This is a genomic window from Faecalicatena orotica (assembly GCF_905197545.1).
GTDB lineage: Bacteria > Bacillota > Clostridia > Lachnospirales > Lachnospiraceae > Faecalicatena_A > Faecalicatena_A orotica.
Map to the genome: position 1 here is coordinate 233,516 of NZ_CAJJZH010000006.1, position 26,189 is coordinate 259,704.

The 26,189-nt window shown below is 45.0% G+C and carries 27 protein-coding genes; 3 read left to right on the plus strand and 24 right to left on the minus strand.

The features are described 5' to 3' along the window. Positions 1-10 precede the first annotated feature (10 nt). The 12 genes from ABIN22_RS14380 to ABIN22_RS14435 all read right to left on the minus strand — a co-directional run bounded on the left by ABIN22_RS14380 (position 11) and on the right by ABIN22_RS14435 (position 12,921). Positions 11-1,783 carry a cache domain-containing sensor histidine kinase gene (locus tag ABIN22_RS14380; RefSeq protein ID WP_346909509.1) on the minus strand — a complete coding sequence of 591 codons (1,773 nt, stop codon included), beginning with the start codon at positions 1,781-1,783 and terminating at the stop codon, positions 11-13. A gap of 266 nt (positions 1,784-2,049) precedes the next feature. Next, complete coding sequence (locus tag ABIN22_RS14385; RefSeq protein ID WP_109730880.1) at positions 2,050-3,015, minus strand: carbohydrate kinase family protein; 966 nt, start codon at positions 3,013-3,015, stop codon at positions 2,050-2,052. Positions 3,016-3,109: 94 nt separating this feature from the next. Beyond that, positions 3,110-4,057, minus strand: a complete 948-nt coding sequence (locus ABIN22_RS14390; protein ID WP_346909511.1) for a TIGR03943 family putative permease subunit — start codon at positions 4,055-4,057, stop codon at positions 3,110-3,112. Positions 4,058-4,123: 66 nt separating this feature from the next. Next, the gene (locus tag ABIN22_RS14395) at positions 4,124-5,299 is read right to left on the minus strand and encodes a CobW family GTP-binding protein (protein ID WP_346909513.1); all 1,176 of its coding nucleotides are present in this window, start codon (positions 5,297-5,299) and stop codon (positions 4,124-4,126) included. A gap of 33 nt (positions 5,300-5,332) precedes the next feature. Next, the gene (locus tag ABIN22_RS14400) at positions 5,333-6,085 is read right to left on the minus strand and encodes an exodeoxyribonuclease III (RefSeq protein WP_109730877.1); all 753 of its coding nucleotides are present in this window, start codon (positions 6,083-6,085) and stop codon (positions 5,333-5,335) included. Between the two features lie 128 nt (positions 6,086-6,213). After that, positions 6,214-6,951, minus strand: a complete 738-nt coding sequence (gene truA, locus ABIN22_RS14405; RefSeq protein ID WP_118622084.1) for a tRNA pseudouridine(38-40) synthase TruA — start codon at positions 6,949-6,951, stop codon at positions 6,214-6,216. Then, positions 6,938-7,594 (minus strand): ABC transporter ATP-binding protein, encoded by a 657-nt coding sequence (locus tag ABIN22_RS14410; protein ID WP_346909652.1) that lies wholly within the window; start codon positions 7,592-7,594, stop codon positions 6,938-6,940. Before ABIN22_RS14410 ends, truA begins: the two co-directional genes overlap by 14 nt. Then, positions 7,587-8,456, minus strand: a complete 870-nt coding sequence (locus ABIN22_RS14415; RefSeq protein WP_346909515.1) for an ABC transporter ATP-binding protein — start codon at positions 8,454-8,456, stop codon at positions 7,587-7,589. The genes ABIN22_RS14410 and ABIN22_RS14415 overlap by 8 nt, the downstream gene beginning before the upstream one ends. After that, the gene (locus tag ABIN22_RS14420; protein ID WP_243099450.1) at positions 8,456-9,211 is read right to left on the minus strand and encodes an ABC transporter permease; all 756 of its coding nucleotides are present in this window, start codon (positions 9,209-9,211) and stop codon (positions 8,456-8,458) included. The genes ABIN22_RS14415 and ABIN22_RS14420 overlap by 1 nt, the downstream gene beginning before the upstream one ends. 160 nt (positions 9,212-9,371) lie before the next feature. Further along, positions 9,372-10,310 carry an ABC transporter permease gene (locus ABIN22_RS14425; protein ID WP_109730873.1) on the minus strand — a complete coding sequence of 313 codons (939 nt, stop codon included), beginning with the start codon at positions 10,308-10,310 and terminating at the stop codon, positions 9,372-9,374. Between the two features lie 88 nt (positions 10,311-10,398). Beyond that, on the minus strand, positions 10,399-11,943 hold the full coding sequence (locus ABIN22_RS14430; RefSeq protein ID WP_346909516.1) for an ABC transporter substrate-binding protein: 1,545 nt from the start codon (positions 11,941-11,943) through the stop codon (positions 10,399-10,401). A 102-nt stretch (positions 11,944-12,045) separates the two neighbouring features. After that, positions 12,046-12,921 (minus strand): permease, encoded by an 876-nt coding sequence (locus tag ABIN22_RS14435; protein ID WP_346909517.1) that lies wholly within the window; start codon positions 12,919-12,921, stop codon positions 12,046-12,048. 281 nt (positions 12,922-13,202) lie between these two features. On the opposite strand from ABIN22_RS14435, the gene ABIN22_RS14440 reads away from it, so the two are divergent. Together ABIN22_RS14440 and ABIN22_RS14445 are read left to right on the plus strand one after the other, a co-directional pair. Then, positions 13,203-13,733, plus strand: a complete 531-nt coding sequence (locus tag ABIN22_RS14440) for a nitroreductase family protein (protein ID WP_346909519.1) — start codon at positions 13,203-13,205, stop codon at positions 13,731-13,733. Next, positions 13,726-13,998 (plus strand): DUF6092 family protein, encoded by a 273-nt coding sequence (locus tag ABIN22_RS14445; protein ID WP_118622074.1) that lies wholly within the window; start codon positions 13,726-13,728, stop codon positions 13,996-13,998. Before ABIN22_RS14440 ends, ABIN22_RS14445 begins: the two co-directional genes overlap by 8 nt. 86 nt (positions 13,999-14,084) lie before the next feature. Here ABIN22_RS14445 and ABIN22_RS14450 read toward each other — a convergent pair whose 3' ends face one another. The 12 genes from ABIN22_RS14450 to ABIN22_RS14505 form a co-directional block, all read right to left on the minus strand. Next, positions 14,085-14,528 (minus strand): hypothetical protein, encoded by a 444-nt coding sequence (locus ABIN22_RS14450; RefSeq protein ID WP_109730868.1) that lies wholly within the window; start codon positions 14,526-14,528, stop codon positions 14,085-14,087. Then, a complete protein-coding gene (locus ABIN22_RS14455; protein WP_346909521.1) occupies positions 14,525-17,590 on the minus strand; it encodes a glycoside hydrolase family 3 protein in 3,066 nt (1,021 codons plus the stop codon). The genes ABIN22_RS14450 and ABIN22_RS14455 overlap by 4 nt, the downstream gene beginning before the upstream one ends. Positions 17,591-17,829: 239 nt before the next feature. Then, the gene (locus ABIN22_RS14460) at positions 17,830-19,092 is read right to left on the minus strand and encodes an ATP-binding protein (protein ID WP_109730866.1); all 1,263 of its coding nucleotides are present in this window, start codon (positions 19,090-19,092) and stop codon (positions 17,830-17,832) included. Further along, positions 19,092-19,805, minus strand: a complete 714-nt coding sequence (locus ABIN22_RS14465; RefSeq protein ID WP_118622066.1) for a LytR/AlgR family response regulator transcription factor — start codon at positions 19,803-19,805, stop codon at positions 19,092-19,094. The genes ABIN22_RS14460 and ABIN22_RS14465 overlap by 1 nt, the downstream gene beginning before the upstream one ends. A gap of 75 nt (positions 19,806-19,880) precedes the next feature. After that, a complete protein-coding gene (gene nrdR, locus ABIN22_RS14470; protein WP_109731108.1) occupies positions 19,881-20,330 on the minus strand; it encodes a transcriptional regulator NrdR in 450 nt (149 codons plus the stop codon). A gap of 116 nt (positions 20,331-20,446) precedes the next feature. Further along, a complete protein-coding gene (locus ABIN22_RS14475; protein ID WP_109730864.1) occupies positions 20,447-20,701 on the minus strand; it encodes a YlmC/YmxH family sporulation protein in 255 nt (84 codons plus the stop codon). Positions 20,702-20,839: 138 nt separating this feature from the next. Next, complete coding sequence (locus tag ABIN22_RS14480) at positions 20,840-22,045, minus strand: ABC transporter permease (RefSeq protein ID WP_118622064.1); 1,206 nt, start codon at positions 22,043-22,045, stop codon at positions 20,840-20,842. Between the two features lies 1 nt (position 22,046). Beyond that, positions 22,047-22,820, minus strand: a complete 774-nt coding sequence (locus tag ABIN22_RS14485) for an ABC transporter ATP-binding protein (RefSeq protein ID WP_109730862.1) — start codon at positions 22,818-22,820, stop codon at positions 22,047-22,049. Between the two features lie 159 nt (positions 22,821-22,979). Further along, positions 22,980-23,459, minus strand: coding sequence for a hypothetical protein (locus ABIN22_RS14490; RefSeq protein ID WP_346909525.1), 480 nt, complete (start codon positions 23,457-23,459; stop codon positions 22,980-22,982). Further along, entirely contained in the window at positions 23,456-23,665 is a 210-nt protein-coding gene (locus ABIN22_RS14495; protein WP_109730860.1) for a helix-turn-helix transcriptional regulator, read from the minus strand. The genes ABIN22_RS14490 and ABIN22_RS14495 overlap by 4 nt, the downstream gene beginning before the upstream one ends. Positions 23,666-23,712: 47 nt before the next feature. Further along, entirely contained in the window at positions 23,713-23,919 is a 207-nt protein-coding gene (locus tag ABIN22_RS14500; RefSeq protein WP_118622062.1) for a hypothetical protein, read from the minus strand. A gap of 222 nt (positions 23,920-24,141) precedes the next feature. Next, entirely contained in the window at positions 24,142-25,059 is a 918-nt protein-coding gene (locus ABIN22_RS14505) for a class II fructose-bisphosphate aldolase (RefSeq protein ID WP_346909528.1), read from the minus strand. Positions 25,060-25,295: 236 nt separating this feature from the next. On the opposite strand from ABIN22_RS14505, the gene ABIN22_RS14510 reads away from it, so the two are divergent. After that, positions 25,296-26,144, plus strand: coding sequence for a PocR ligand-binding domain-containing protein (locus tag ABIN22_RS14510; protein WP_346909530.1), 849 nt, complete (start codon positions 25,296-25,298; stop codon positions 26,142-26,144). The last annotated feature ends 45 nt before the right edge of the window (positions 26,145-26,189 follow it).

Here is a 26,189-nt window from a genome sequence, read left to right on the forward strand (position 1 = left end):
TGGTTCCCCTTTAATTTAATTTTCGGCACGGGAGATAAATCTTTATCGTTGTTTCATTTTCTATTCCATATATCATCCTTAGTCCATATCGGCTTCCATAATGATACTTAATCCGTGCATTTACATTAAATATCCCCACCTTGTCACTGTTCTCAATCCGATAGCGTTCCTCATCCCAGGAAAGTTGCTCATTGATTTCTTTCATCCGCTCAGGGGGCACCACCGTGCCCGTATTAGATATATAAATAAAAAATTCGTCACCTACTTCCTGGGCTACGATCATAATCCTCCCACTCTCGTTCGTCTTTTCCAACCCATGATAAAATGCGTTCTCTATGATCGGCTGCAGAACCATCCGCAGGCATTCGTTATCCAAAACCTCGTTCTCAATCTCCTTCTCCACCCGCACCTTTTCCCCAAACCGCATCCTCTGGAGCAGAATATATTTATCAATGTATTCCAGTTCTTCACGGAAGCTGACGACGTACACACCACGGTTCAGTGCATACCTGAAACCATCCGAAAAACATTGTATCATCTGGGTTGTCTTCCCAGCCCCCTCCTGCATAGAAACTGCCTTGATTGAATTCAGCGTATTGAACAGGTAGTGTGGGTTGATCTGACTCTGGTAGTTTTCCAACTGTGCCTGCTTTTTCAGTAGCTTCAGTTCATACTGCTCATTGATCAGCTTTCTAATATTTTCTACCATGCCGTTAAAAACATTGGCAATCATTCCGAACTCATCATTCCGATTAATCTCCACTTGTGCCTTCAAGTTGCCACCCTGAAACTCCTTCATAGAAGTCTTCAGATTTCGGATTGGCTTATTAATCGTCACAGAAATCATGACAGAAACACCGGCACATATAATGACAAGAACAGCCGTCAGTCCTGTATTAATCCTACGTATGAATGCAGCCCGCTCGTGGATATTCTTCTCCGGAACCAGAGAGATAACTGTCCAGTTATCCTTCGATGAAGTCCCATACGTAACAATCTCTGTACCTCCATGACTCCAAGTCATCTCACCGCCCTCATGGGTTTCAACATACTGAAATAAAGACTGCGCCTCCTCCGTATTCAGTCCGCCACTCTCATAAAACAACTCGCCTTCGCTGCTGAACACGAAGTAAGCCTCACCTTCATCCTTATCTATCATATCAAAAATACTCTCAAACGTACTCACTTCCTGATCAATCTTCAGTATGCCCGAGACGGTATCATCATAAGGATTCATAATGACCCTGCATACGGAGACAACTTTTTCTTTTTTATTAGTATATATATTTTCATGGGGTGGCACAATAACTGCTCTCCCATGAGCCTCCATTGTCCGTGAAAACCAAGGCTCATTCGCTACGGTGCTCAGATTCTGGCTGGACATATTCCGGTCAAAATAAAACTTCACTTCTCCGGCCAGATCAATCAGACTGATACTGTCCAGTTTCAGGTTTCCCTGAATAATACTGACCAGATTTCCGTAAACAAGATTGTAATTCTCAACATACTCGTCAGTAATCTCAGCCTTGTCCGTGTCCAGAATATAGGAAATACTGTCGTAGTCATACAAGGCGATCGACTGGTTCTGCAGTGTGTAAAAATTGTTCTCTATATTCTCGGCCACCTGCCTGTCCAGATTATTTTTACTTTCTTTGTAATCTGCGCCTATGCTTTGATAAGACATCACGTAGGATACATAGGAAAAAATGAACAGGGGAATGCAAATGCTAATCAACAGCATTGAAAATAGTTTGTAGATAATCTTGCCTTCCTTTTTTCTCATCAGGAATCTCCTCTGTTGTCTTCCAAAATTTGATTTCACCCTAACCTGCCAAAGTAGAGGGTGTTTTCTTTCTGTTTTACTGACTAATTATATAATTGAAAGTCACATTCTATACATGAATTGCTCCTCGGTAAATCTTACCATAGCTATTACTATTCCTCAATACCTTTGTTCCTGATTACAAGGTTCCTATGAACAGTAATAGAACAGCCCGGTCGATATCATTCATCTCCCGGACTGTTCCATTTTTCTCACTATGATATCGCTTACGCCTGCTCTCCAATGACACTCATTACCTCTTCCTTCTCAGGCATCGCACGTATAGCCCCCTTACGGGTTGTGATAACGGCTGCTGCTGCATTGGCAAATGTGAGCATCTCGCCGAGTTCTTCTTCCGTCAGATTGTCGATACCGTGCTCCAGTATATAATTCAGGGAGCTTCCGCAGAAGGTATCTCCTGCACCGGTTGTCTCGATTGTGTTCATGGTGAATCCGCTTCTCTCGACACGCATGCCTTTATAGTATGCGCGGCTTCCATCTTTTCCAAGGGTCAGCAGGATCAGCGGGATGTTGTATTTCTCCTGAAGGTACTGGATTCCCTCGTCATAGTCCTCTTTCCCGGATACAAACTGGATCTCATTATCTGATATCTTAAGGATATCGCAGAACTGGAAACCATATTCCATCTGCTCTTTTGCCAGCTCGAGTGAGCTCCAGAGCGGCGGGCGCAGGTTCGGATCGAAGGAAATAAGAAGGCCATTCTCTTTTGCCGTATCCAGAGCCTTTTCTGTTGCCTTACGGACACCCTCATGTGTCATCGACAGCGTACCGAAGTGGAATAATCTTGCCTTGTTCAGGAATTCCGGATCTACATCGTCCTCTGTCAGCATCATGTCAGCTCCGGGATTACGGTAGAATGAGAATTCGCGGTCCCCGTCGGGGAATGTATGTACGAAGGCCAATGTTGTGTTCACATCGGCATCCATTTTTAAATTAGAGGTGTCAATTCCTGTTTCGTCTAATGTATTCTTGAGCAGAACTCCGAACTGGTCCTTCCCGACTTTTCCAAGAAATGCAGTCTTCTTGCCCAGCTTGTTCAACATTGCAAGCACGTTGCACGGAGCGCCGCCCGGGCATGCCTCAAACAGGCCATTTCCCTGTTCGCTCTGTCCGTTCATTGTAAAATCAATCAAGAGTTCCCCCATTGCGATTACGTCAAATTGCTTTTCCATAGACTCTCTCCTTCTTATCTCTCCATATTTGATATAATTTTAACGCACTTTACACCTTTATGCAATCCTTAAAAGTGCAGTTCAAATATTACTTTTAGTTAAAATATACCAGTTCCTCTATAGGTTCCGCAGACTCAATATGCTCTGCCTCCAGCACCGGACCGACACCACGGTAAACAGACACGCGTCCGAAACCGATTTTTGCACGCACGGTCACCCACTGCCCCGGCTTTAATTTTGGTGCATAGGAACTCTTACATATATATCCCAGAAACGTGGTATCATCTGCACAGCAGGTCATGGCCATACGTCCCGGCAGGAATACTTTGGAAGGAAATCCTTTCGGCTTCAACACTCTGGCCGTAAACTCTACCGTTTTCCCTTTATATCTGTCCGGATTGTCCATCACATCTACATACCAGATTCCGTAGTCCTCCCGGCGCACTTCGATTACAGGGGCATTCAGGTCATACGGGACATCGTCCTCAAAAATATTTTCCACTTCCCCCTGTTCGTCCTCAAAGATCACTTCCGCCTGAGGGCTTACAACCTTTACACTCCGGCGGTATCCTGCCAGCGGTTTTTTATCTGTGCAGCGGTTAAATAATACCATTTCTGAATTTCTGACCATTTCTACAAACAAAGGCTTCAGATTAGCCAGATACATCTGGAAAGTGCTGGCATCCACTGTTGTAAGCTTCTGCTCAATCCCCCATCCTTTTGGAAGTTCCAGTGCCTCAAAGTCACTGACCTTCCACATTCCGTTATACTCGACTACAACACGCTCGGGACTGTATTTTTCATTCATTTCCCCCAGCCATTGTGCCGTCAGTTCTTCCTGATCTTCCACATGCTCAATAACTACATTATATTTCTTCATTTCCTGCGGGTCATACTCCTCTTCACCCTCTTCACAAAGAATGAGCAGAGTTGTCCCCTCTATCTGGAAATATTCCTGCTCCAGCGTGAACTTCAGAAACTGTGTCTTTCCGCTGTCCAGAAATCCGGTCATCAGATAAACCATTACATCTGGTTCTGCCATTTTAAATCTCTCCAATCATGCTTTTATATCTGCATGCAGCTGTTCGTATGTTTTGAACAGTTACATCTATTTTATACCAAATAATTCTACAAGTCTGTCTTCCTTGAGTTCAGAACCAATCACACAGATTCTGCCAGTATATTCAGCTGAACCGCTGCGCACTTCATGTTCCTGGGGAACCATATCGAAATAAATCCATTCTCCCTCCCCGGCAACCATCCCTTTCGCACGCAGGATTGTACCAAGTGTGTCGTCGGACTCCAGTGTCTCAAGAATACTGCTGATCTCCGCTTTCGTGTAGGTTTTGATGGTCTCACATCCCCAGCTCGTAAATACTTCATCGGCATGGTGGTGGCCGTGATCGTGGTGATGGTCGTGGCCGCAGCCACAGTGGTCATCGTGATCGTGGCCTTCATGGTCATGCGGGTGTCCGGCGTGATCATGGCTGTGCCCTTCGTGGCCGTGGTTTTCGTGATGATGTCCAGCATGGTCGTTGTCTTCGTGATGATGTCCAGCATGGTCATGTTCTTCATGGTGGTGCCCGTGGTCCGCATGGTCATGGTCGCAGCCGCATGTTTCCCCATGCTCATGATGCCCGCCGCATTCAGGGCAGGTAATCTCTGCCAGCAGTTCTTCTTCCAGAGACTTGCTGTGTTCCATTGTTTCCAGCAGTTTTTCACCGGAAAGCTCCGCGATCGGAGTTGTAATGATCGGTGCTTTCTCATTCAGTTCGCGCAGAAGCTGATAGCTTTCTTCCACCTTTTCCGGTTTTGCTTTATCTGTACGGCTTAATATGATTGCCCCCGCATACTCGACCTGATTGCTGAAGAATTCACCAAAATTCTTTCTGTACAGACGACACTTCATTGCATCTACCACAGTGGTAAAACTGTTCAGTACCACATCAATCTCTCCCTGGACATCCTGCACTGCTTTGATGACATCGGAGAGTTTCCCGACTCCGGAAGGTTCGATCAGGATCCGGTCCGGGTGGTACTTATCCACTACTTCTTTCAGTGACTTTCCGAAATCCCCGACTAAAGAACAGCAGATGCATCCTGAATTCATCTCGCGGATTTCGATCCCGGAATCTTTCAAAAATCCTCCGTCAATCCCAATCTCGCCAAATTCATTTTCAATCAGAACCACCTGTTCTCCCTGAAATGCCTCCTGAAGCATTTTTTTGATAAATGTTGTTTTTCCGGCTCCGAGGAAACCGGAAATGATATCAATCTTTGTCATGCTGACTGCCTCCTGTTTCTATATTTAAATTATTTACTCCATCTCGAGTACGACGGGACAATGGTCTGAACCGAGCACCTCCGTCAGGATGCCTGCCCCTTTGAGTCTGTCTTTTAACGACTCTGATACGCAGAAATAGTCGATACGCCACCCTGCATTCTTTTCGCGGGCCCGGAAACGGTAAGACCACCAGGAATAGATGCCTTCCTGATCCGGATAAAAATAACGGAATGTATCGATGAATCCTGCATCCAGAAGATCCGTAAATTTCTGGCGTTCTTCATCCGTAAAACCTGCATTCCTGCGGTTTGTTTTTGGATTTTTCAGGTCGATTTCCTGATGTGCCACGTTCATGTCGCCTGTCACAACAACTGGCTTGTTCTCATCCAGTTTCTTCAGATATGCCCGGAAATCATCTTCCCACTTCATCCGGTAATCCAGTCTGGCGAGTTCATTCTGGGAATTTGGTGTGTAGACAGTTACAAAGTAAAAGTCTTCAAATTCCAGCGTGATGACACGCCCTTCCTGATCGTGTTCTTCGATACCAATCCCATAAGCCACGGACAGGGGCTCTTTTTTTGTAAATACTGCTGTCCCGGAGTATCCTTTTTTTACCGCATAGTTCCAGTACTGGTGATATCCCTCCAGATCCAGTTCCAACTGTCCCTCCTGCATTTTTGTTTCCTGAATGCAGAAAATATCTGCGTCCGCCCCGCGGAAAAATTCCACGAATCCTTTCTGCACACATGCGCGTATGCCGTTCACATTCCATGATATAAATTTCATTTAGGCCTCCTTATCTTTTCATCTGATTCTAAAGTAAATCAGGAGCCGGCTGCCGGGAATCGCATGAATATGAGCAGAATCTGCTCTACATCCTTTTCTTCCCCGCATTCCGGCTCCCCTGCATCCTCTTAAGTATAGTAGACTTCTTTTAAAAACAATCCTCTGGCAGGTGCCAGAAAGCCTGCATATTCACGCTTTCCCGCCTCCAGAATGGAGATGGCCTCATCCGGCTTTTTCTCTCCTGTGCCTACCTCCAGAAGAGTTCCTGTCAGAATACGGACCATATGGTACAGAAAGCCCGTCCCATAATATTCGATCCGTATCTTGCTGTCCTGTTTCTCAATGATTATATCATAAATTGTCCGAATTGTGGACTTTTCGTCTTTTTTATCTGTAAATCCTGAAAAATCATGTTTCCCGATCAGATAACCGGCCGCCTCTTCCATCGCCGCAATGTTCAGTCCATAAGGATAGTGACAGCAATATTTTCTTGCAAATACATCCGGCTTTTCCCGGGTATCTATGAAATATTCGTACCGCTTCCCTTTTGCATTCTGCCGGGCGTGAAAACCGTTTTTCACAAGGAGCATTTCCTTTACCCGGATGTCTTCGGGGAGTACTTTGTTCAGTTCTTCACGGAATGTTGTTTCATCCACTCTGCCGGACAGGGTTATGCTTGCAGTCTGTCCTTTTGCATGCACACCGCCGTCTGTCCTGCCGGAACCATTTACTTCCACCGGATAACCGGCTATTTTCCCGATGGACGCCTCCAGGATACCCTGAATTGTCTGATCCGTATTTTTCTGCCTCTGCCAGCCCTGGTACCTCGTTCCATCGTATATAATTGTCATTTTATAAGTCCGCATATTCCTTCACTTTCCTGTCTTTTAAAAAGAGAACCCGGCTGCATAGCATACTGACCACATCCAGATCATGGGATACGAACAGGTAACAGATTTTTTCACTTTCCTGCAGCTCCTTTAAAAGAGCGATGATCTGGGCCTGAACCGTCACGTCCAGTGCGGACAGAGGTTCATCTGCCAGAATAAATTTTGTGCCTGTAATTAAAGCCAGGGCGATGCTCACCCTCTGCCTCTGTCCGCCGCTTAGTTCTCTCGGATAACGACCATATAGTTCCACCGGAAGATGTACGCGTTTTAACATCTCTTCCGCCTTTTCCCGGCGCTGCTCTTTCGTGCCCCCGCCCTGTACTTTTAATGGTTCCTCGAGAATCCAGCCGATCGATTTCTTTGGGTTCAGGGAGCGGAACGGGTCCTGAAAGATCATCTGGGGGGATTTTGTATAATGAATGATCTCTCCATCATATTCTTTCAGGAGGCCGAGCACGCATTTGCACAATGTAGACTTGCCGCTTCCGCTGGCTCCAACCAGACCCGTGATTTCGCCCTCATACAAGGTAAACGAAACGTCTTCGAGAACTTGTTTCTTCTGTTTTCCTTCCTTATAATATGCGTTTACTCCCTTTAACTCTAGTACTTTCTCAGGCATTTTCTTCACCTGCCTTTACATCCGAATCTGCAAATCCTTCCTCACTGGCTCTTGCTTTCAGGAGTTCATAGAATCTGCTTCCTTTTGTCCGGGTCGGGATCGCGGCGATTAGTTCCTTTGTATACTCTGTCTGCGGATGCTCAAAAATCTGCACTGCCTGTCCTTCCTCCAGCACCCGGCCGTCTTTCATGACGAGGACCCTGCTGCAGAGTTCATTTACCACTCTCAGGTTATGGGATATAAAGAGGATTCCCATATTGTATTTTTTATTCAATTTCTTTAATAATTTCAGAATACTCTCCTGCGTCCCCACATCCAGCGCAGTTGTCGGCTCGTCAGCGATTAGAAGTTTGGGCCGGCATACGATTGCCGCGGCGATCATGACGCGCTGTCGCATTCCTCCGGATAATTCATAAGGATATTTGCGGCACAGCTTTTCAGGCTGAGTCAATTCCACATCTTCCAGAGCTTTGATGACCTTTTTCCTGCGTTCTTCCTTTGAAAGACCTGTGTGCAGGATTAGTGCCTCCTCTACTTGTTTTCCAATCCTCATCGTCGGATTGAGTGCGGTCATCGGTTCCTGAAAAATCATACTGATATCTTTTCCCTGAATTGAGCGCATTTCCTTTTCCGACAGGGAAAGCAGGTTTACGCCGTCCAGCCGGATACTTCCGCTATCCAATATGGCATTGTTTTTCAAAAGCCCTGCGATCGTCAGAGCCGTCATTGTTTTCCCCGAGCCTGATTCACCCACGATTCCTAAGATTTCTCCGTCCTGAATTTCGAAGGATACGTCCCGCACGACTTCCTGGCTGTCTCCGCGCTCTTCGAAGTGAATCGACAGATTTTCCACTTTCAGCATTATCTTCCACCTCCGAATCTGTCCAGAATCCCTTCACCCAGCATTCCGACTCCCAGAATCAGCAGGACCAGAAAGAGTCCGGGAAAGACTGCACACCACGGTCCGCTTGCCAGATATGTCTGGGATTCAGAAAGCATCCGTCCAAGGCTGGCATCCGGCGGCTGCACACCGATCCCTAGATAGCTCATGCCAGCCTCTTGAATGACGGCATTATTGAACCCGATCGTCAGGGAAGATAAGAGTGCCGGAAGGATATTCGGCAGTATATGGACAAACAAAATCCGTGGCGTGGATACCCCGATCAGTCTGGCACTTGTGACGTAATCTTCTTCCCGGCAGCGCATAAATTCACCGCGCACAATCCTTGCAAAACTCGGGATAAAAGCGATTCCGAGAGCCAGCATGACCTTATATTTCCCGCTTCCCCATATGCTGATAATCACCAGTGCCAGAAGTACACTGGGAAATGCTGCCAGCACATCGTTGATCCGCATCAGCCCTTCATCCAGCCAGCCCCCGAAATACCCGGTCACGGCCCCGATCAGAATGCCGATACCGCCCCCGATCAGAATCGTCCCCCCGGCAATCGCCAGCGTGCTGCCTGCGCCGGAAAGAACCCGGCTGAACACATCCCTGCCGAACTGGTCTGTCCCAAAAATATGGGCAAGAGACGGGGCATTTAATTTTACCGACCCCTGCATCGCTTCCGTATCATACGGCACCCAGAAAAATCCCAGCACGATCAGTCCCAGCATAACCACCGTAAGTACCGCCCCAAATGTGAAATTATAACTTCTCAGCCCGCCCCCGGCCGCCTTCTGCCCGGACAGCTTTTGGGGCCTGCCGGAAAATAGGTTATTGGAAGTTTTTCCCTTTTTCATCCCGTTTATACTTAATCTGCTCAAATCAGTACCTCTATATCTCAATCCGTTTGTCCAGTTTCCGATACAGTAAATCCACAATTACATTAATCACCAGAATCACCACTGCAATCAGAACAATCACAGCCTCCACCACGGGATAATCCCGTTTGGATATCGACGAGATCAGCGTCCTCCCGAGTCCCGGGATTCCGAACACCTGCTCGATCACAATACTATTTGCAATCATATCCGCAATCGCCATTCCTAAAAATGTAATCACCGGAAGAATCCCATTCTTCAGCGCATGATGCACAAGCACTCTCCACGGGGCGTTCCCCCTGCTCATCGCCGTACGCACATAATCCTGCCTCATCTCCGTAATCAGCGAACTGCGGAACAGCTTCGTAGTCATAGCCGCCTTTGGCAGCGCGATGGCGATCGACGGAAGAATCAGATATCCCAGAAATCCGGTAAGACTCTCCGTATAAGAAACATATCCCCCCGGCGTGAACAACTTAAATACCAATCCGAATAACACCGTGAAAATAATCCCGACAAAAAACGGCGGAACAGACATCGTAACCTGATTCAGAATCAAAAAGAACTGATCCACAAACCGATTCTCATACCTCACACTCAAAAGACTCACCGGTATAGAAAACAACAAAATAAAGAAAAAACCCATCAGAGTCAGCGTAATCGTAATAGGAATCTTATCCCCGATCATCTCCCTGACCGGGACCTGATAAGAATAAGACATCCCCATATCCCCTGCGGCAAAATCCTTCAGCCACAGTCCATACCGCTGCGGCAGGGGACGGTTCAAGCCCATCTCCTCCCGCAGAGCCTGGACCTTCGCCTCAGTCGCCTCCGTGCCAAGAATCGACCTCGCAGGGTCCCCGGGAATCACCTCAAACGCAAGGAAGGCAAGCATACTGACAATTAATAATGCGATTATAAGACCTGATAATTTCCTAAAAACAAACTTCATACCTGCCTCCTTGGGGACGTAATCTTTTTCAACTTTACTACGTCCCAAACTGCGTTTAGTGGTGTACCTTTTTGAAGGTTTTTTTGGTTTATTCAACCATATATATTGTTGACATATCCTGTACATATAACGGGTAGAATGTATATCCGTCGTATTTATTGCTGACTGCTACCAGATTTGCCAGATCCTGAATGTAGACGTTTGCGGCTTTTTCTGCTAATATTCCTTCTGCCTGTTTGTATAGTTTGATCTGTTCTGTTTCGTCTGTTGCTGCGATTGCTTCTTTGAAGACTTTATCGTACTCGTCATCTTTGAAGTTAATAAAGTTTCCGGATGCATCGGATGTGAAGCGTTCCAGCATTGCGCGTGCTGACAGGTTGGATGCGTCTACACCAACTACGGTTGACTGGTAGTCGCGTTTTGCGTAGACATCTTCCAGCCATGCTTCCCATTCGATCGGTTTGATTGTGACATTGACGCCGATGTTTTTGAGTTCTTCTGCAATCACCTGTGCAGTGTCTACGTGTGGCTGGTCTGCGGAGCTTACGGTTATCTCCAGGTCAAATCCATCCGGATATCCAGCTTCTTTGAGCAGTTCTTTTGCTTTTTCAAAATCTTGTGTGTAATAATCCGCGTATTCTTCATCGTAGTACTTCTTTAATCCCGGATACATGCTTGTCCCGATGCGGACGCCCTTGCCGTCTGCCATCATATCCATGATTTCATCTGGATTGACTGCGTAGCAGAGTGCCTGTCTGACCTTTTCGTTGTTCAGTGGCTCCACATCATTGTTCAGGTATAATGCCTGTACAAGATTCATGGTTCCTTCTTCTATATGGAAGCCGTCTGTCAGCTCCGCGGCCTGACTTGAAGTAAGTCGCATCGCCATGTCGATGGAACCGCCTTTCAAATTCGTGACCAGCATATCCGCGTCTGCTACAATTTTGAATTCCACCTTATCAAGATGTGCTTTTTCTCCCCAGTAGTCTTCATTCTTCTCCAGAATAACATTTTCCTGCGGGCTGCGAGATACGTACTTAAACGGACCTGTCCCAACTGGTTCTGTGTCCAGCTTGTCATAGTCTTTCGGGATAATCGCTGTCGTCATATAGGCAAGGAACTCGGTATTGGATTCTGTGAGGCGGATTTCAACCGTCTTCTCATCCAGAATATTCACACTCTCAATAATAGAATACGCTGATACCAATGGTTCCCCATTAGAAGTATCAGCGCATCTGTCTATTGAATATTTCACATCTTCTGCCGTCACAGCATTCCCGTTATGGAACTTCACCCCATCACGCAAGGTAAATGTATATACCTTTGCATCATCAGAAACTGAATAGCTGCTGGCTACGGCTTCGACTAAATCACCATCTTTATCCGGCTTTACTAGGCCTTCATAAATGTTAAATAAAACCTCTTTTGTTCCTGCCGCAACTGCTTTGTGTGGGTCAAGACTGTCCAAATCTTGGGAAATACCTACCTTGATACTTCCGCCCTCGACTGGGTTTCCTGAAAGTTTATTCTCCGTCGTTGACTTCTGCTCTCCCTTATCACCTGAACATCCGCTCAGTGCAATAGTTACAGCCATCGTAAGCATTACAAGAATACTCATTGTTCTTCTTTTCATGTCTGTCTCCTTCTTCAAATAACCTTCATTATTAAATTGTCGACTTCATTGTATAGGATTTGGCACCGTTTGGCAAGTATTTATCAAAAATGAATCCCATTCCTACTCGGCATTTTTCCTTGCATCTTTAAAAAACATGACAGCAGTATACAGCATTACTACTATAATAATCCATGTCAGTATTTCCAGCGGAAGCGATCGTACGATGCAAAATGCAATAAAAATCCCTACTGCCCCGCCGATTGTCAGCCATGCAGCCGCAGCCCTGTCATAAGTTCCTTTTTTAATAAATGCAAATCCGCAGGAAGGCATCAGGAAGGCACAAGAACCGAACATAACCGGAAAGGCGATCTTTACATTCAGTCCCAGTGCGCTGCAAAGAGCGATGCATGGGGTGTACAGCCCGACACCTATAGTCATTAGCGCACCCAGCAAAAAATTTACGCCGACAGCGACAGCGAGTTTCCACCCTGCAAGTCCTGTTGCCATCCCGGCTGTACCGAACGGGCCGATCTCCATCAGCCTGCAGCCCATCATAACTGCCAGAAATACCAGTGCGCCTCCCAAAGCATATCTTACGACCTTAACGGACCATTTGGATACAACATTTGCCCCAATAAGTGAACCTATAATCGCCCCCACAATCATAGAGATCAGTGTCAGTGGAGCCACCTCTACCAGTCCGAGAAACAGAAGAAACTCCGTCATGACCGGAATACAGTCCCCAACGTTCAGAGTTCCCGGCATAATCTTATCCGAACTTGATTTTGTCAGTTTAAAGGCCGCCTGTGTTGTCGCAAAGCTTCCGATTCCCAGTGTATCGAAAAAATTGGTAACTGCCCCGATGATAAACAGGGTAACATGCTTCCGCCCTTTAAAATCCTCCTTATGGTTCAGACAGTCTCTGATAAATACCACTGCAAATATGAGGGCATATCCTATGATAGCCACGCGCAGTCCTAACGTTACAACATTCAATTGCTTTTCTCCTTTCTTATCCTTTGTAATTTCAACGGTTTCGCGAGCTTTACTAGACTAAAGTCTATACTTCATTCTATACTTTATTCTCATAAAGTTCAGTTGATTTTATTATGAAATTTTCATCTCCGAATGTCAATATTTTTTTTTAATAAGTGACACATTTTATCATATGGGATATAATTATTTTATCCGCAGTCCCCATAAATATCAGGGGAATATATATACCCATACTGGAAATTTTTAGTGAATGGCATTCCACGAAAGAGAGGTATGAATCTATGAATGTTACTGAAGCAATCCAGTCCCGCAGAAGTATACGAAAATTTCAGGATAAGCCCGTACCCACGGAACTCCTCCTGAAGCTTGCAGATGCCGGCCGGTCCGCCCCAAGCGCCAGTAATCTCCAGGCATGGAAGTTTATCTTTGTCACGCTTCCCGAACTAGTAAGTAAAGTCGATCTGTTCAGTCCCGGTTTGAGCGGCAAACCGCCTGTCATTCTGGTCATTTGTTCGGATATGGACTATGCCCTGAAACATGGTTCACGCAATTCTGAAATCTACGGCTGCATGATGGATGCCTCTATGGCTGCCGAAAACATTATGCTTGCCGCGCTTGAAGAAGGCCTCGGGACCTGTGCTGTCAAATCTTATAACGACGCAGCTGTCAGGAAGCTTCTGAATCTGCCCGATACCCACCGCATTGAAATGCTTATGTCCATAGGCTGGCCGGACGGAGAACCCAGAGAGTCCAGACGGAAATCTCTGGAGGATGTCCTGATTTTTAACCGATGGGAGGAAAAACATGAATAACAAAGAAGCATATATGGAACTTTTAATTTATATGATAACCAGTGCCGCCGGCTTAGAAAACGAACCGCATATCTATGGCCCTCTCAGAATGATAGAGGCGTCCCAGAGGCTGTGCGGACTGATGCAGGAGGAAGAACCGGATAATGAAGATCTCAAAGAGCTGATCCGGATCATAGAGAATGGAAAACAAAAGAGCACATCCGACGAGGAAGCCTTTTATCAGATGCTGCAGGATGCGGCCGCAAAGCTTGTAGACCTTTTATAAGCTGCTCCTTTACCACAAAAATGAAGCCATACTGTCACCGTACCATGCAGAAGCGGTACAATGTCAGTATGGCTTTACTTCTCTTCTTAATCAGATACTTTATCTGTTAATTTTACTAATGGGACTTTCGGCTCCCTGCTCATAAAGCAGGATACAATCTCAGCCAGCAGGGCCACTGCAAGCAGAATCAGAAGAACGACAATATACCCGATATCTCCGGATGATCCAAACATGGAGATACCATTCAGCGCGTCGGCAAATGTATTAATACTGCCGATTGCAAATGTCCCTATTCCCATCGTAAGGAATACAACAGCGACCAGATTTGCGATATCCAGAAACTTATGATCAACGCTGAAATATACAGCACAGCATATTACAGCAAGCAGCAGATATATCACTACATTCTTATTGAATTCTCCTGCTTTATTTGACAGAACCGCATAAGCGATCATAATAATGAAAGTAAATACTGCATTCACAAGATTGATCAGGCCGCTGATTCTTTTTTGTACTAATAATCCTTTCATGACTGCTTCCCTCCTAGTTCTTTTTTACTCCAGACAAATGCCTCCAGATAGTATAGTCCGATAAACAATGCTGTCAGCAGGATGAATACAACATTCAGTGCTTTCAGAGCAGTCTGCCACCACGGTGTAATGTGTTCTACTTTTGCATTGCTGTCAAGTCCGTTGATCAGAATGGATCTGGACTGGGCATAGACGGTATGCTTTGTTGCATTACGCAATGCTTCCAGCATATAACCATCGCCATCTTCAATTGCCTTTAATACTTTGTCTTTACTGAGGTTGGATGCCGCCGACTCCTCTGATGCTCCGAATCCGGCCATATCCCAGCAGAAATAGTCGACGCCTGCTGTGATATTCGACGTATAATGCGTCTTATAATCCATTGCAACAACCGCATCTGTTGTCACATGCCCTTTAAAGCCCCATTCACCGCGCAGTACCTGTGTCAGAAGAGGCGCAGAGCTTCCACAGTAGGTACATCCGATACGGTTAAACGCTGTCATTGTCCCCAGGGCGCCGCCTTTCGTATAAGCGCCTTCAAATGCCCTGAGATACTGCTCTCTTAAAGCCTGTTCATTTGTAAAGGTCGCCACACTCTCCCTGTTTGCCTCCTGGTCGTTGACAACCATGTGTTTGAGCCCCAGAATAATACCGTATTTTTGGACATTTTCCCCGACAATGGCTCCGACGATATATCCCATATTACCGTCTTCTGAATAGTACGCGGATGCACGTCCGTTAAATGGTGTCCTGTGAATATTCGGCCCCCCTGACCAGATCTCGGTACAGCCCATGAAGTAAGCCTCGTTTGCTGTCAGGGCACTGCGCCTTGCCATCTCATCCTTGTTCCATGTTGAAGTCATGACCACCGTTGAAGGCCATACGATACCAGACTTTTCAGTTGCCTTAAATTTCACCTGCTCCAGACAGTCCATGTCATCCCCTCTGTATGTGGCCGGCATATTTACGCTTTCGATCATAGAAGAACCATTCTGGTCCGGAAGGATTGAACACATTTCCTCTGCCGTCAGCTGGTCTAAAAATGTATTCCATGTTTCCTCATCGTCAAACTCCACATCTTTCATGCTTACAAAGGAGAGGCCAGCATCTTTTCCCTGTGTAAAATCATCGACGGACGGAGAATCCTCTGGCTGTTCGTACAGCTCGCCGTCGAGAGTTTTCATCATATCCTCTGTCGCCGTTACAGAAACCTGTGTAACCGGATATGTGCCCTCCCAGTCACTTCTGGAAAGGTAATCAACTGTATCTGTTTCCAGATTATTCAGGTCGGCATCGTCAAACTGATTTGTCACCGTCTCGTCAGAATAACGTGACTGTCTATATGTTTCTGTATCCAGTTTCTCTTCCTTCCAAGTGTATGCCTTGTCCGCATCTCCTTCGGCCGGGCTGCCAAGTACGTCTGTCATTCCTTGCGCACCTTTTGCCGCCAGAATATTATTTAATGCATCATGCGCGTCATCACCGATTGCAAGATAATAATCTCCTTCACTCAGGATATATCCCTTTGCATTCGTATAATCATAGCTGGCCAGCAGATATTTTTCCACATCAACCTCTACAGTCTCGGATGCGCCCGGTTCCAGCATACCAGTCTTCTCAAAACCGGCCACCTGAATGGCAGACTTTTCAACTGCATTTTCTTTCTCGTAATCACCATAAGGAGTCTGCGCATAAACCTGGACAACAGATTTTCCTGCCTTATCTCCTTCATTTGTTACCGTCACCTTTACTGTATAGCTGTCTGTCTCTTCATGGTACTCTACACCATCTACCTGTTGTGTGAAGGATGTGTAAGACAATCCATATCCAAACGGATAGGCAATTTCGTTGTTATAATCCCACGCTGCATTTGTCGAAGAACCGGCGGCACCCGTAGCATTCCCGCTGCCAAGCACTGTATCCTCGTATCTTGTCTCATAATATTTATATCCCACATAAATACCCTCGGAATAGATCAGATAATTAGAAACATATTTGTCCGTATCTGAACAGAATTCCAGAACTTCATCCAGATTTTCCCACTGTGGTGTGTTTTTAGCCTGCGCATAGGTAACTGCCGGTGCTGACAGGGAGTTTTTCGCATAAGTATCCACCAGTTTTCCGGACGGGCTGACATCACCCTTCAGCACGTTTACAACGCCGGTAAAACCAACTGCACCGGGAGACCCGATCCAGAGACATGCATCCACATCATAATCGTCAAGCTCCCCAAGTTCCATCGCCCAGTTCGAGTTTACAAGAAGAATAATCTTCTTAAATGTTCCGTTTGCTTTCTCTTCCTTAAGCATTTCCAGAAGATCACGCTCATCCTTATGCAGTGCGAGCTGGCTGATCCCCTCTGAGTCCTCCAGCACAAGGTCACAGTCTTCACTTCCCTGTCTCGTCAGCATGACTACTGCCGCATCATTATATTCATTTTTCCAGCTGTTTTTCAGATCTTCAGTGTATAATTCCTTCGGTGCCTCTCCGATTTCCGGATTCTGTGCATCCTTCAGGCGCGTATAACCACTGTTCTGGTATGCTTTCACCATTGTTTCGTTTACATGATACGCCGACTGCATGGCAGATAAATACGTTACCAGTTCCTGTGTGGACCCACTTGTTGAATGATAGCTGTAAAACGGCCCGCTGACAGGTGCCGCCGCTCCAAACCCGCCAGCCGACTCGGACTTCTGGGCACTTTCTATAGAATTCTGCCCGAATAATGTGATGCTGCTGCCCTCTGAGAGTGGAAGCGCATTATTATCATTTTTTAAAAGTACGGATCCTTCCTCCTGTTCAAGCACTGCCTCATCGGCACAGTCGTCTTCCAGTTCCTGAAGCTTGTCTGTGTCATAAATATCTGTTCCATAATCGCTCTTATAATATGCGGTATCCTCTTCCTTTGTATCATCAGATACAATTTTCGTTGTGTTAATTCCAAGAACCGTATTGATCCTGCCTTCATACGAATCCGCAACTGGTGCGCCCAGGTTCACCGCAACTAGCATGAACGCCGAGACTGCACCTAAACCTCGTGTCAGTTCTTTCTTAATTTTCATTCCCTTTCCTCCATGATATATGATCGCGCCAGATACACTGCATCAAACTGCAGGGAACCCGACTCCCGCTGCTGCCGCCAGCCGGACATGCAAATCTGTCTGCCTGAATCGCTGCCCGCGGGAATAAAATAATTCCGTGCACATCATTATTTTTGTAAAATATATCATGAATTCACAAAATATCCACAGATATTTCGTAACAGGTCATTTCCATTTCGTACTTTGCATTTTTTTCTTTCTTACGGAATCGGAACTACAATCATCAGCCTAAATGTATTGTTTTGTATCCCCACATCCATACAGCCATCATATTTTTCCACGCTGTTTCTGATACTTTTCAGCCCGAATCCATGCCCTTCACTCTCCTTCTTCGTCGTCAGCGGCAGACCATTTTCAAAAATAAGGTCCTCATTTTCAAAATAGTTTTCCACCTGCATAAGCAGAAGTTTTCCTTTTGTCCACACTGAAACCGAAATTATCTTCTTTTCCGGATCAGAAACCATAAGTACACTTTCAATAGCATTGTCTATCGCATTTCCAAGGATTGTATAAAGATCTACCGCATGAATGAAATCCATCTTTTTCCCATCTGCCACACAGGTCAGGTCAATACCATTCTTCATACAGATCAGATTCTTTTGCGAGAGCAGAATGTCCAGCACCTTGCTGCCGGTCTCCAGTTGGGAATCATAGGACTGTATTGTTTTGCTGACTTCATTGAAATATGTCTGCCGCTCCTCTTCATTCGCAAACAGTTTAAGGGACTCCAGATGCTTCTTCAGGTCATGGCAGATCATATTGATCGTCTCCATGTCATCTTTCCTGAGCTTGTACAATTCCTTTTGTTTCATCCAGATCTGCTTTTCCATATCCTGTTCTCTCTGTTTTTTCAGCTTTTTCTTATAATCAACCTGTTCCCATAAAACAAAGACACAGCAGATCAGATCATATGCCATACAAACGTAGTACATGCTGCTTCTGTCCCCAGCATAAATATTATCCGCCACAATACTGAGTACCAGTACAAGCAGTAATATAATACAGAGTGAAAACATCGAAAATTTAAGATCAATATTAAACCTGCCGTTTTCTGGCAGCTTTCTCACGACCAAATAATAAACTGCCGCAAGTACGGCTATGGAAACCAGTATATAGCCGATAGAATAAACCGGCTGATTTCCATCCGGGCGGAACAGTATCTGGTACAGGCCGTAAGAAATGTGCTGTGTTATGTATGCACACGCAAGACAATAAACAGATTCTTTTACCGTTATATCATACAGGAGGAAGCAAAATACTGTCATTGCACAGAATTCAACAATATACGTTAAAAATCCGTGGGTGAACAGACTGGCACAGAACAGGCAGAATATAATCCCTCCGGCCAGACGGTACGGGAACCTGTCCCTTTTCTTTAAACCGGCTGAAAACAGCAAAACAATCGGAAGCATATTAATCGTAAAAAAACTCCGTAATATCAAGTCTGCAATTGTCTCTCCCATTATCTCAGCCCTCCCTTGTAATAATCTAAAAGTGCCTGCTTTAACTGCTTTTTGCGCGATCTGCTCACCTTCAGCTCATACCTGCCATCCAGTTCAACTGTTTCTTTCTCAAGTGACGTTACATATTTCAGATTGATACAAAAGCAGTGGTTACAACATGTGAAATGCTTTTCCTCAAATTTGTTTGCAAATTCTTTCAAAGTCCCCAGCATTTTATACTCCTGACTCTTTGTAATAATATGAAGCCAGTGGTCTCTTATCTCAGCATAGATAATATCATCAGACATTACCTTCCGAACTCCCGTCTCATGAGGAACAAGCAGGCTTACTGCCTCCGATTCCCGGATAGATGAAACCGCCTTCGTCAGCTTCATGGAAAAAGGAAAATATTTGACCGGCTTGAGTACATAATCCAGAGCCCCGACCTCATACCCGTTGATCGCATACTGTGCCATATTCGTTATAAAAATTATAATGACCCGGTCATCTGTCCTGCGCACCACCTTTGCCGCGTCCATTCCGTTCATTCTCGGCATTTCAATATCCATTAACAGAATATCATACACCGGCTCATAGTCTGAAACCAGTTCACTTCCATCAGAAAAACAAGAAACATCGATTTCGACATCGTTTTCCATGACATAAGTGTCTATATACTTTTTGATCCTGTTCATAAAAGCTTTATCATCCTCTACGATTGCAATACGAATCATGTTTCCCCCTTATATATGGAAAAGCACGTCCGCAGACGTGCTTTTCTTCCTGTCAAAACAGATGATATCCATCACTTATTCAAGGAACTGCTTCAGCTCTGACATAAATGTATTCACATCCTTAAATTCCCTGTAAACGGATGCAAAACGAACATAAGCTACAGGGTCCAGAGCCATCAGCTTGTCCATCACGATCTCGCCGATCTTGCTGCTCGGAATCTCTTTCTCTTCCCTGTTAAAAATCTCCAGTTCAATTTCATCTATCGTCTTCTGGATCTCAGATGCAGGAACCGGACGTTTATAACAGGCACTTAAAACACCCTGTTCTATCTTGGCACGGTCATACTGTTCCCTGTTGTTATCTTTCTTGATCACGATCAGCGGAATAGTCTCAATTTTTTCATAAGTTGTAAAACGCTTTCCGCACACATCGCAGGAACGCCTTCTGCGAATGGAATTGTTCTCTTCCGCCGGTCTTGAATCAATAACTCTCGTATCGGGGTGGCCACAATAAGGACATTTCATAATATATTCCGCCTTTCCTACCAATTCTGTCCTCATTATACACAATATCCTTTACTGTGTCCAGATGATGTTTCGCGTATTTACGGGCTTTTTTGCCCTTTTCCGGGGCGGGGTCTTTACAGCTTCTGAAGAAACTTTTCCTCCTGTATTTCTACTAATATAATATCCGGACCGATCTTCTTAATACAGCGCCACGGAATCACATATTCGCAGTCTGTCCCCAGAAACCCGCATATCTTCCCGGGGCCCGGAATTATGATCGCCTCAACCCTGCCTTCTTTGACATCGATGTCTATATCTACGACACACCCCAGCCTCTTACAGTCACATACGTTGATTACTTCCTTTTCCCGCAGTTCACATAATCTCATAGTTTCCCATCCTGAACAGTCAGCCTGCTTCATACGGACCCATTTTCTGATAACACAAAAATGCCCGCATACGGCAACAGCAGTTATTCTTACTGTTACTATATGCAGGCATTCAGAATCGGTGATACTGTGTAATGGTTAAATTGACATCACTTTCTCGCTCTCAAACGCTTTCGCGATTACACCGATCAGTACCGCTCCGAGAACCAGTGTTACTCCCAGTGTCAGTCCATACTGCATCATGGTGACCTCCTGTGTCAGGATTCCCTGCAGCGTCAGTGATGTGTTATAGATCGGTACGGCATAAAGCCATTCCTGTGGGGTCTTTGTTGTAAACATTGTTGTGATTCCGAGTACAAGTACGAGCATATACACTGGCATGATATAGGAGTTCGCTTCCTTTACAGTCTTGGCAAATACAGATACCAGAACGATGATCGCGGAATACATAAACGCAATTGCAATTAAAAGCGCCGCCAGCATCCCTATCTGTGCCGGGTTCAGCGACAGGTTCACGCCTAAATCCGAACCTCCCATGCCGCCCATCATCTGTGGCATAAAGGCTACCATAGCCCCCACATAGACAACCGAAGAGACACCGGAAATAATCATGAGTGAGAATACTTTTCCTAATACGATCGAGCTTCTTTTTATCGGAGACACGAGAAGGCTTGCCATTGTACCACGTTCCTTCTCACCGGCTACCATATCCGTCCCGATCCCCATCGCACCAGCAAATAACAGGATCGTTATAAAGTAAGGCAGCATCATACCGAGTATCTTCCCGCCGGCCTTTTCTTCATCCTGAATGACCATATCCGGATTGTCAGAATTCACCGTAAATACGGTCAGACCCGCCATGTCTTCCACGCGGTCTGCCAGAAGTGTCTCCCTGTAATTTTCCAGCACGCCTGATGAAATCGCATCATATGCCGCACGTGAATAATCTTCTGACGGGTTATAATAGGTCTTGATCTGAGGGACAGCATCACCGGCCTTATACTCCGTAACCGCGTCCATGAAACCTTCCGGAAATTCTATCAGCAGGTCTGCATTCCCGTCTCTGATCATATCTTCCGTGCCTGCACGGTCACTCATCTGGATAATCTCACATTCTTTATCTGATGATCTTAAAAAGTCTTCAAATCCGTCCGGGGCATTCTGGACATATACAATAGAATTATGCGCTTCCACATCATTCTGTGCACTCGTGCTCAGACTGCTGACCAGTGTCATGATCCCGACCATGATAAGGACAGGAAGCAGGAATACGGAAAAAATCATCTTCTTATCTTTAAATACTCTGGCCAGTTCTTTCCGGCATATCTGACTGATTCCACTCATCTTACTTCCCCCCTTTTATGTCTCTGTAGAGTTCAAAGAAAGCATCTTCGAGATCCTCTGTATTCGTATCGTGGAGGATCTGCTCCAGATTCCCTTCAGCAACTTTACATCCGTCAATGATAATCCCGATCCTGTCACAGATCTTCTCAGCCTCGGACATCACATGTGTGGAGATGATGACAAGCTTGCCGTCATCCCGCAGCTTTTTCAGATAATCCGTTACGCTTCTAGCCGTGATAACATCCAGCCCATTGGTCGGCTCATCAAATATCACAATCTCCGGATCGTGCACAAGGCAGACTGCGATAGCCGCCTTCTGTGCCATACCTGTTGACAGCTCTTTGATCTTCTTATGTGAAAAATCCTTGATCCCGAAATAAGTAAAAAGTTCTTCTTTCCGGGACTTTAACCTGTCTTCCGGTATATTATGCAGTCTTCCGAAGAAGTCAAACATATAGTCAACGGAAAACTGCGGGTCCAGCTTGATATCACCGGTCAGGAAACCGATCTTCTCCCTTACTTTTTCCGGCTCCTTCTGTACCTCGTGTCCTGCAACGAATATCTCTCCTTTTGTGGGCTTGATAATCGTAGAGATGCAGCGCAGTGTCGTCGTCTTTCCCGCCCCGTTTGGTCCTAAAAGTCCATATATCTCTCCCGGCTTTGCAGTCAGGCTCAGGTTATTAACAGCAGTCTTGACCGGATTCGTCGTCTTGGATTCCTTCATCTGCTTTTTGTTCAGCTTATAAATCTTGGTCATGCCTTTGATTTCAATCATAATCTCCCCTCCTCATATCTGTATTATTGTGTTAATACAAATATAAGTCTTTGTTATCTATTTGTCAACCAAAATATTTTACCAGTTTTATCCCTGTTTTTATATTGGGTTTTTATATTTAATTTCTCAGTCTGCTTTCCTGAAATCAGGAACCCGGAATTACAGGTTCTTCTCATAGTACTTTTTGATAACAGCCAGAAGCAGGCAGTACAATATTGTCACTGCCCATATGCACCAGAATACCGTCATATTGAAGAACACGGATATCAGCATTGTCACATAACAGAGACCAAGCATAATATATCCTGTCAGGTACATCGTCTTCTGCATGATCAGGCTGTTCCTTTCATCGGACTCTTTCAGCCGTTCCGCCCTCAGACGTTTTTCATCACGCAGAAGTTTCTTTGCTTTTATATACTCCTTAATTCCCATGACAATGATAACTGCCCCGGTTCCTGAAAATAATCCGCATACAAATCCTGCATGCATGGTTTCCATACGCATCATTGCAAACAGCGCCGCAATTATGGCTGCAGCCCCCGCAAAACAAAGCAGGATATCGGCCTTACATCTGCTCTTCAACTTGTTCCTGTACTCCTCATCGGTCTTTGCACCTTTTAATAATGTTTTCACTATCATATGTTCTCCTCCTCCAGATTAAATATAAAAATCTCCTCTATACTCATTTCAAAATACTGTGCAATCTTATGGGCTAAAATCAACGACGCATTATACTTTCCGTTTTCCAGCGATATAATGGTCTGCCTTGTCACTTCAACCGCATCTGCCAGCTCATTCTGCGTAATCTTCCGCGCTTTCCTTAATTCCTGAATCCGGTTAATCAATACGCTTCCCCGCTTTCTTATGTTTTATTGTGATCCTTGTATGCGTCCTACCTGAATCTGAAAAGTTCTTTCTTCTTCGCTTTCAGTCTCTGGTACTTTTCTTCCGGCAGGAGTCCTATTAGTTCATAACATATGCCGAATCCTAACATCACACCTTTTATAAACTCAGGCACAGCAAAAAACTGTTCCATCGTTAACGTTCCTGCACACACCAATAATCCTATTTTTACTTCCTTACGTAAATCTCTTCTCATTGGAACTTCTCCTTTCTGCTACTTTGTGGATTATGAAAACCCGGAATCATATTTCCGTATTTGTCTTTCTGATTAAAGTATAGTTCGCTTTACATTAAATGTCAAGTGCGTTTTACATTTTTTGTAAAGTTTGTTTTACATTTCAAGTTTTCAGCCTCTTCGTCAGTTTATACGACAAAAAAAGAAGCCGGCTTTTTATCGGCTTCTTTCGCTTCTATACTATCATTTCATGGCAAAAACCGCCATTGCTTCAAGACAGTTTTTCTTCATGGCCCCAGTCCCCCACTGGACGATGTCATGATATAATATCGGAGTATCCCGGCTGCTTTCTACCAGAGAATAGCAGTACTTATACTGCTTCCCCTGATGTTCGACCGGAATACATCCCATGCGGAACCTATCCGCCACGGTTTCTCCTCCCGCAATCGCCATATAAGTATAATAGTTCACCTTTCTGACCCCTTTTGAGATAGCCTCCTGAAAGTCTTCCTTCTTTACTCCCGACCCGCCATGCATAACAACAGGAATATGAGCTCTCTTCCGGACCTGTTCTACCACGCAGAAATCCAGTTTTGGTTCCCTGACATAGACACCATGCGTCGTACCAAAGGAACAGGCAAGTGCATCGATACCAGTCTCCTCTACAAAACGCTGCGCCTGTGCAGGGTCTGTGTAAATCTTGTCCGGATCTTTTCCATCGCCGACTGCAGCCCCGGTTTCGCGGCGGCCCATACTTCCGATTTCTGCCTCCACAGATGCACCTGTCCGTGAAGCCATTGCAACTGCCATACGGGTATTTGCCACATTCATATCATAAGGAAGAACCGAGCCGTCATACATAACCGAAGTAAATCCCATATTGAGGGCATCATATATATAATCTAAGGTCTCACCGTGGTCCAGATGCACCCCAACCGGTACTTTGGCCTTCTTTGCCATCTCAATCATAACTGGCCCTATCGTCCTGAGCGGCATGATTGACTCATGTCCCTGTGCATGCTGGATAATTACCGGCACGTCCATCTCTTCCGCTGCCTGTATCACTGCCATAATGGCCTCAAGGTTCGGAGTATTAAACGATCCTACTGCACATTTTGAAGCTTCGCATAAATCTAAAATTTCTTTTAGTGTAACCAGCAACTTCTATCTCCCCTTTCTGTATTTGCGTTTTAATTATAACATTGCAATAATATGAAGATTTAGTTATAATAATTGTATAGACTATTTTTATGTAAATTTTATATTTTAGATCATTTCAAAAGTTAAACACAATTTTATTGCCGGATAATACTGTTATAGATACTATTCCGTATCTTTCCCCCTTAACAGAAATCGCATGAAAATACTCTTTAAACCACGAATCGGAGGAACTAGCCATGACACTTAATCTGGAACTTGAGTCATTGGAAAACATTATAAAAGACTTTTATAACGTGACCCACATCCGGGCCTCCATATATGATGGAAATTACTCCAAAATCCTGTCTTATCCAAAAGAACACAGTCCAATCTGTTCCATTATGCACGACAATGACCAGACCAAGTTATTCTGCTCCCAGAGTAACAGGAACGCTTTTGAACAGTGCAAAAAAGAAAAAAAATTGATCATATATACCTGCCATATGGGGCTCTCAGAAGTTGCAGCGCCGCTCTGGGACAGTGATATTATCATTGGATACATTGTTTTCGGACAGATCATCTGTTCTCCTGCACAGACACATTTAACAGAATCCATCCGGGAAAAGTGTGAGGAATATGGTCTGGATATCCAAAATATCCATGATCTCGTTTCCCGGATCAATATCCGCAGCAAAGAAGAGATTCTTTCCATCGCCCATCTCATGGAGGCCTGTACCTGCTATATCATGTATCGTGAGATCATGAGGCTCAACCGGAACGGATTTATCCTGAAACTGGATGAGTATATTGACAGTCATATCCATGATAAAATAACATCCGAAGCTCTTTGTCAGGAATTCTATATGAGCCGCACGAAATTGTATGACACGCTCAACGACACAGTACATATGAGTATTGGCCGCTATGTAAAGCTTAAGCGCATCGACCGGGCAAAGTATCTTCTTGCCTCCACGGACATGTCAATTCTGGAAATAGTCGATCTGACCGGATTCAAAAACTACAATTATTTCTGCCAGGTATTTAAAAAAGAAGTCGGTGTTACGGCCAACCAGTACCGTTTATCTGCAACGGATAAATCATTGTAAAAAGAAAGGCTGCTGTCTGATGAGTGTTTAATCTGCAGCAGCCTT

Coding starts and splice junctions, on each gene's coding strand:
- ABIN22_RS14425 (WP_109730873.1), bottom strand. CDS start 10,310: ATGAAGTTTGTTTTTAGGAAATTATCAGGTCTTATAATCGCATTATTA.
- ABIN22_RS14500 (WP_118622062.1), bottom strand. CDS start 23,919: ATGAGAAGAGATTTACGTAAGGAAGTAAAAATAGGATTATTGGTGTGT.
- ABIN22_RS14380 (WP_346909509.1), bottom strand. CDS start 1,783: ATGAGAAAAAAGGAAGGCAAGATTATCTACAAACTATTTTCAATGCTG.
- ABIN22_RS14475 (WP_109730864.1), bottom strand. CDS start 20,701: ATGAGATTATGTGAACTGCGGGAAAAGGAAGTAATCAACGTATGTGAC.
- ABIN22_RS14465 (WP_118622066.1), bottom strand. CDS start 19,805: ATGATTCGTATTGCAATCGTAGAGGATGATAAAGCTTTTATGAACAGG.
- nrdR (WP_109731108.1), bottom strand. CDS start 20,330: ATGAAATGTCCTTATTGTGGCCACCCCGATACGAGAGTTATTGATTCA.
- ABIN22_RS14420 (WP_243099450.1), bottom strand. CDS start 9,211: ATGCTGGGACTGATCGTGCTGGGATTTTTCTGGGTGCCGTATGATACG.
- ABIN22_RS14415 (WP_346909515.1), bottom strand. CDS start 8,456: ATGCTGAAAGTGGAAAATCTGTCGATTCACTTCGAAGAGCGCGGAGAC.
- ABIN22_RS14510 (WP_346909530.1), top strand. CDS start 25,296: ATGACACTTAATCTGGAACTTGAGTCATTGGAAAACATTATAAAAGAC.
- truA (WP_118622084.1), bottom strand. CDS start 6,951: ATGCGGACTTATAAAATGACAATTATATACGATGGAACGAGGTACCAG.
- ABIN22_RS14450 (WP_109730868.1), bottom strand. CDS start 14,528: ATGAAAGGATTATTAGTACAAAAAAGAATCAGCGGCCTGATCAATCTT.
- ABIN22_RS14455 (WP_346909521.1), bottom strand. CDS start 17,590: ATGAAAATTAAGAAAGAACTGACACGAGGTTTAGGTGCAGTCTCGGCG.
- ABIN22_RS14460 (WP_109730866.1), bottom strand. CDS start 19,092: ATGGGAGAGACAATTGCAGACTTGATATTACGGAGTTTTTTTACGATT.
- ABIN22_RS14480 (WP_118622064.1), bottom strand. CDS start 22,045: ATGAGTGGAATCAGTCAGATATGCCGGAAAGAACTGGCCAGAGTATTT.
- ABIN22_RS14485 (WP_109730862.1), bottom strand. CDS start 22,820: ATGATTGAAATCAAAGGCATGACCAAGATTTATAAGCTGAACAAAAAG.
- ABIN22_RS14400 (WP_109730877.1), bottom strand. CDS start 6,085: ATGAAATTTATATCATGGAATGTGAACGGCATACGCGCATGTGTGCAG.
- ABIN22_RS14410 (WP_346909652.1), bottom strand. CDS start 7,594: ATGCCTGAGAAAGTACTAGAGTTAAAGGGAGTAAACGCATATTATAAG.
- ABIN22_RS14385 (WP_109730880.1), bottom strand. CDS start 3,015: ATGGAAAAGCAATTTGACGTAATCGCAATGGGGGAACTCTTGATTGAT.
- ABIN22_RS14390 (WP_346909511.1), bottom strand. CDS start 4,057: ATGGCAGAACCAGATGTAATGGTTTATCTGATGACCGGATTTCTGGAC.
- ABIN22_RS14440 (WP_346909519.1), top strand. CDS start 13,203: ATGAATGTTACTGAAGCAATCCAGTCCCGCAGAAGTATACGAAAATTT.
- ABIN22_RS14395 (WP_346909513.1), bottom strand. CDS start 5,299: ATGACAAAGATTGATATCATTTCCGGTTTCCTCGGAGCCGGAAAAACA.
- ABIN22_RS14445 (WP_118622074.1), top strand. CDS start 13,726: ATGAATAACAAAGAAGCATATATGGAACTTTTAATTTATATGATAACC.
- ABIN22_RS14430 (WP_346909516.1), bottom strand. CDS start 11,943: ATGAAAAGAAGAACAATGAGTATTCTTGTAATGCTTACGATGGCTGTA.
- ABIN22_RS14490 (WP_346909525.1), bottom strand. CDS start 23,459: ATGATAGTGAAAACATTATTAAAAGGTGCAAAGACCGATGAGGAGTAC.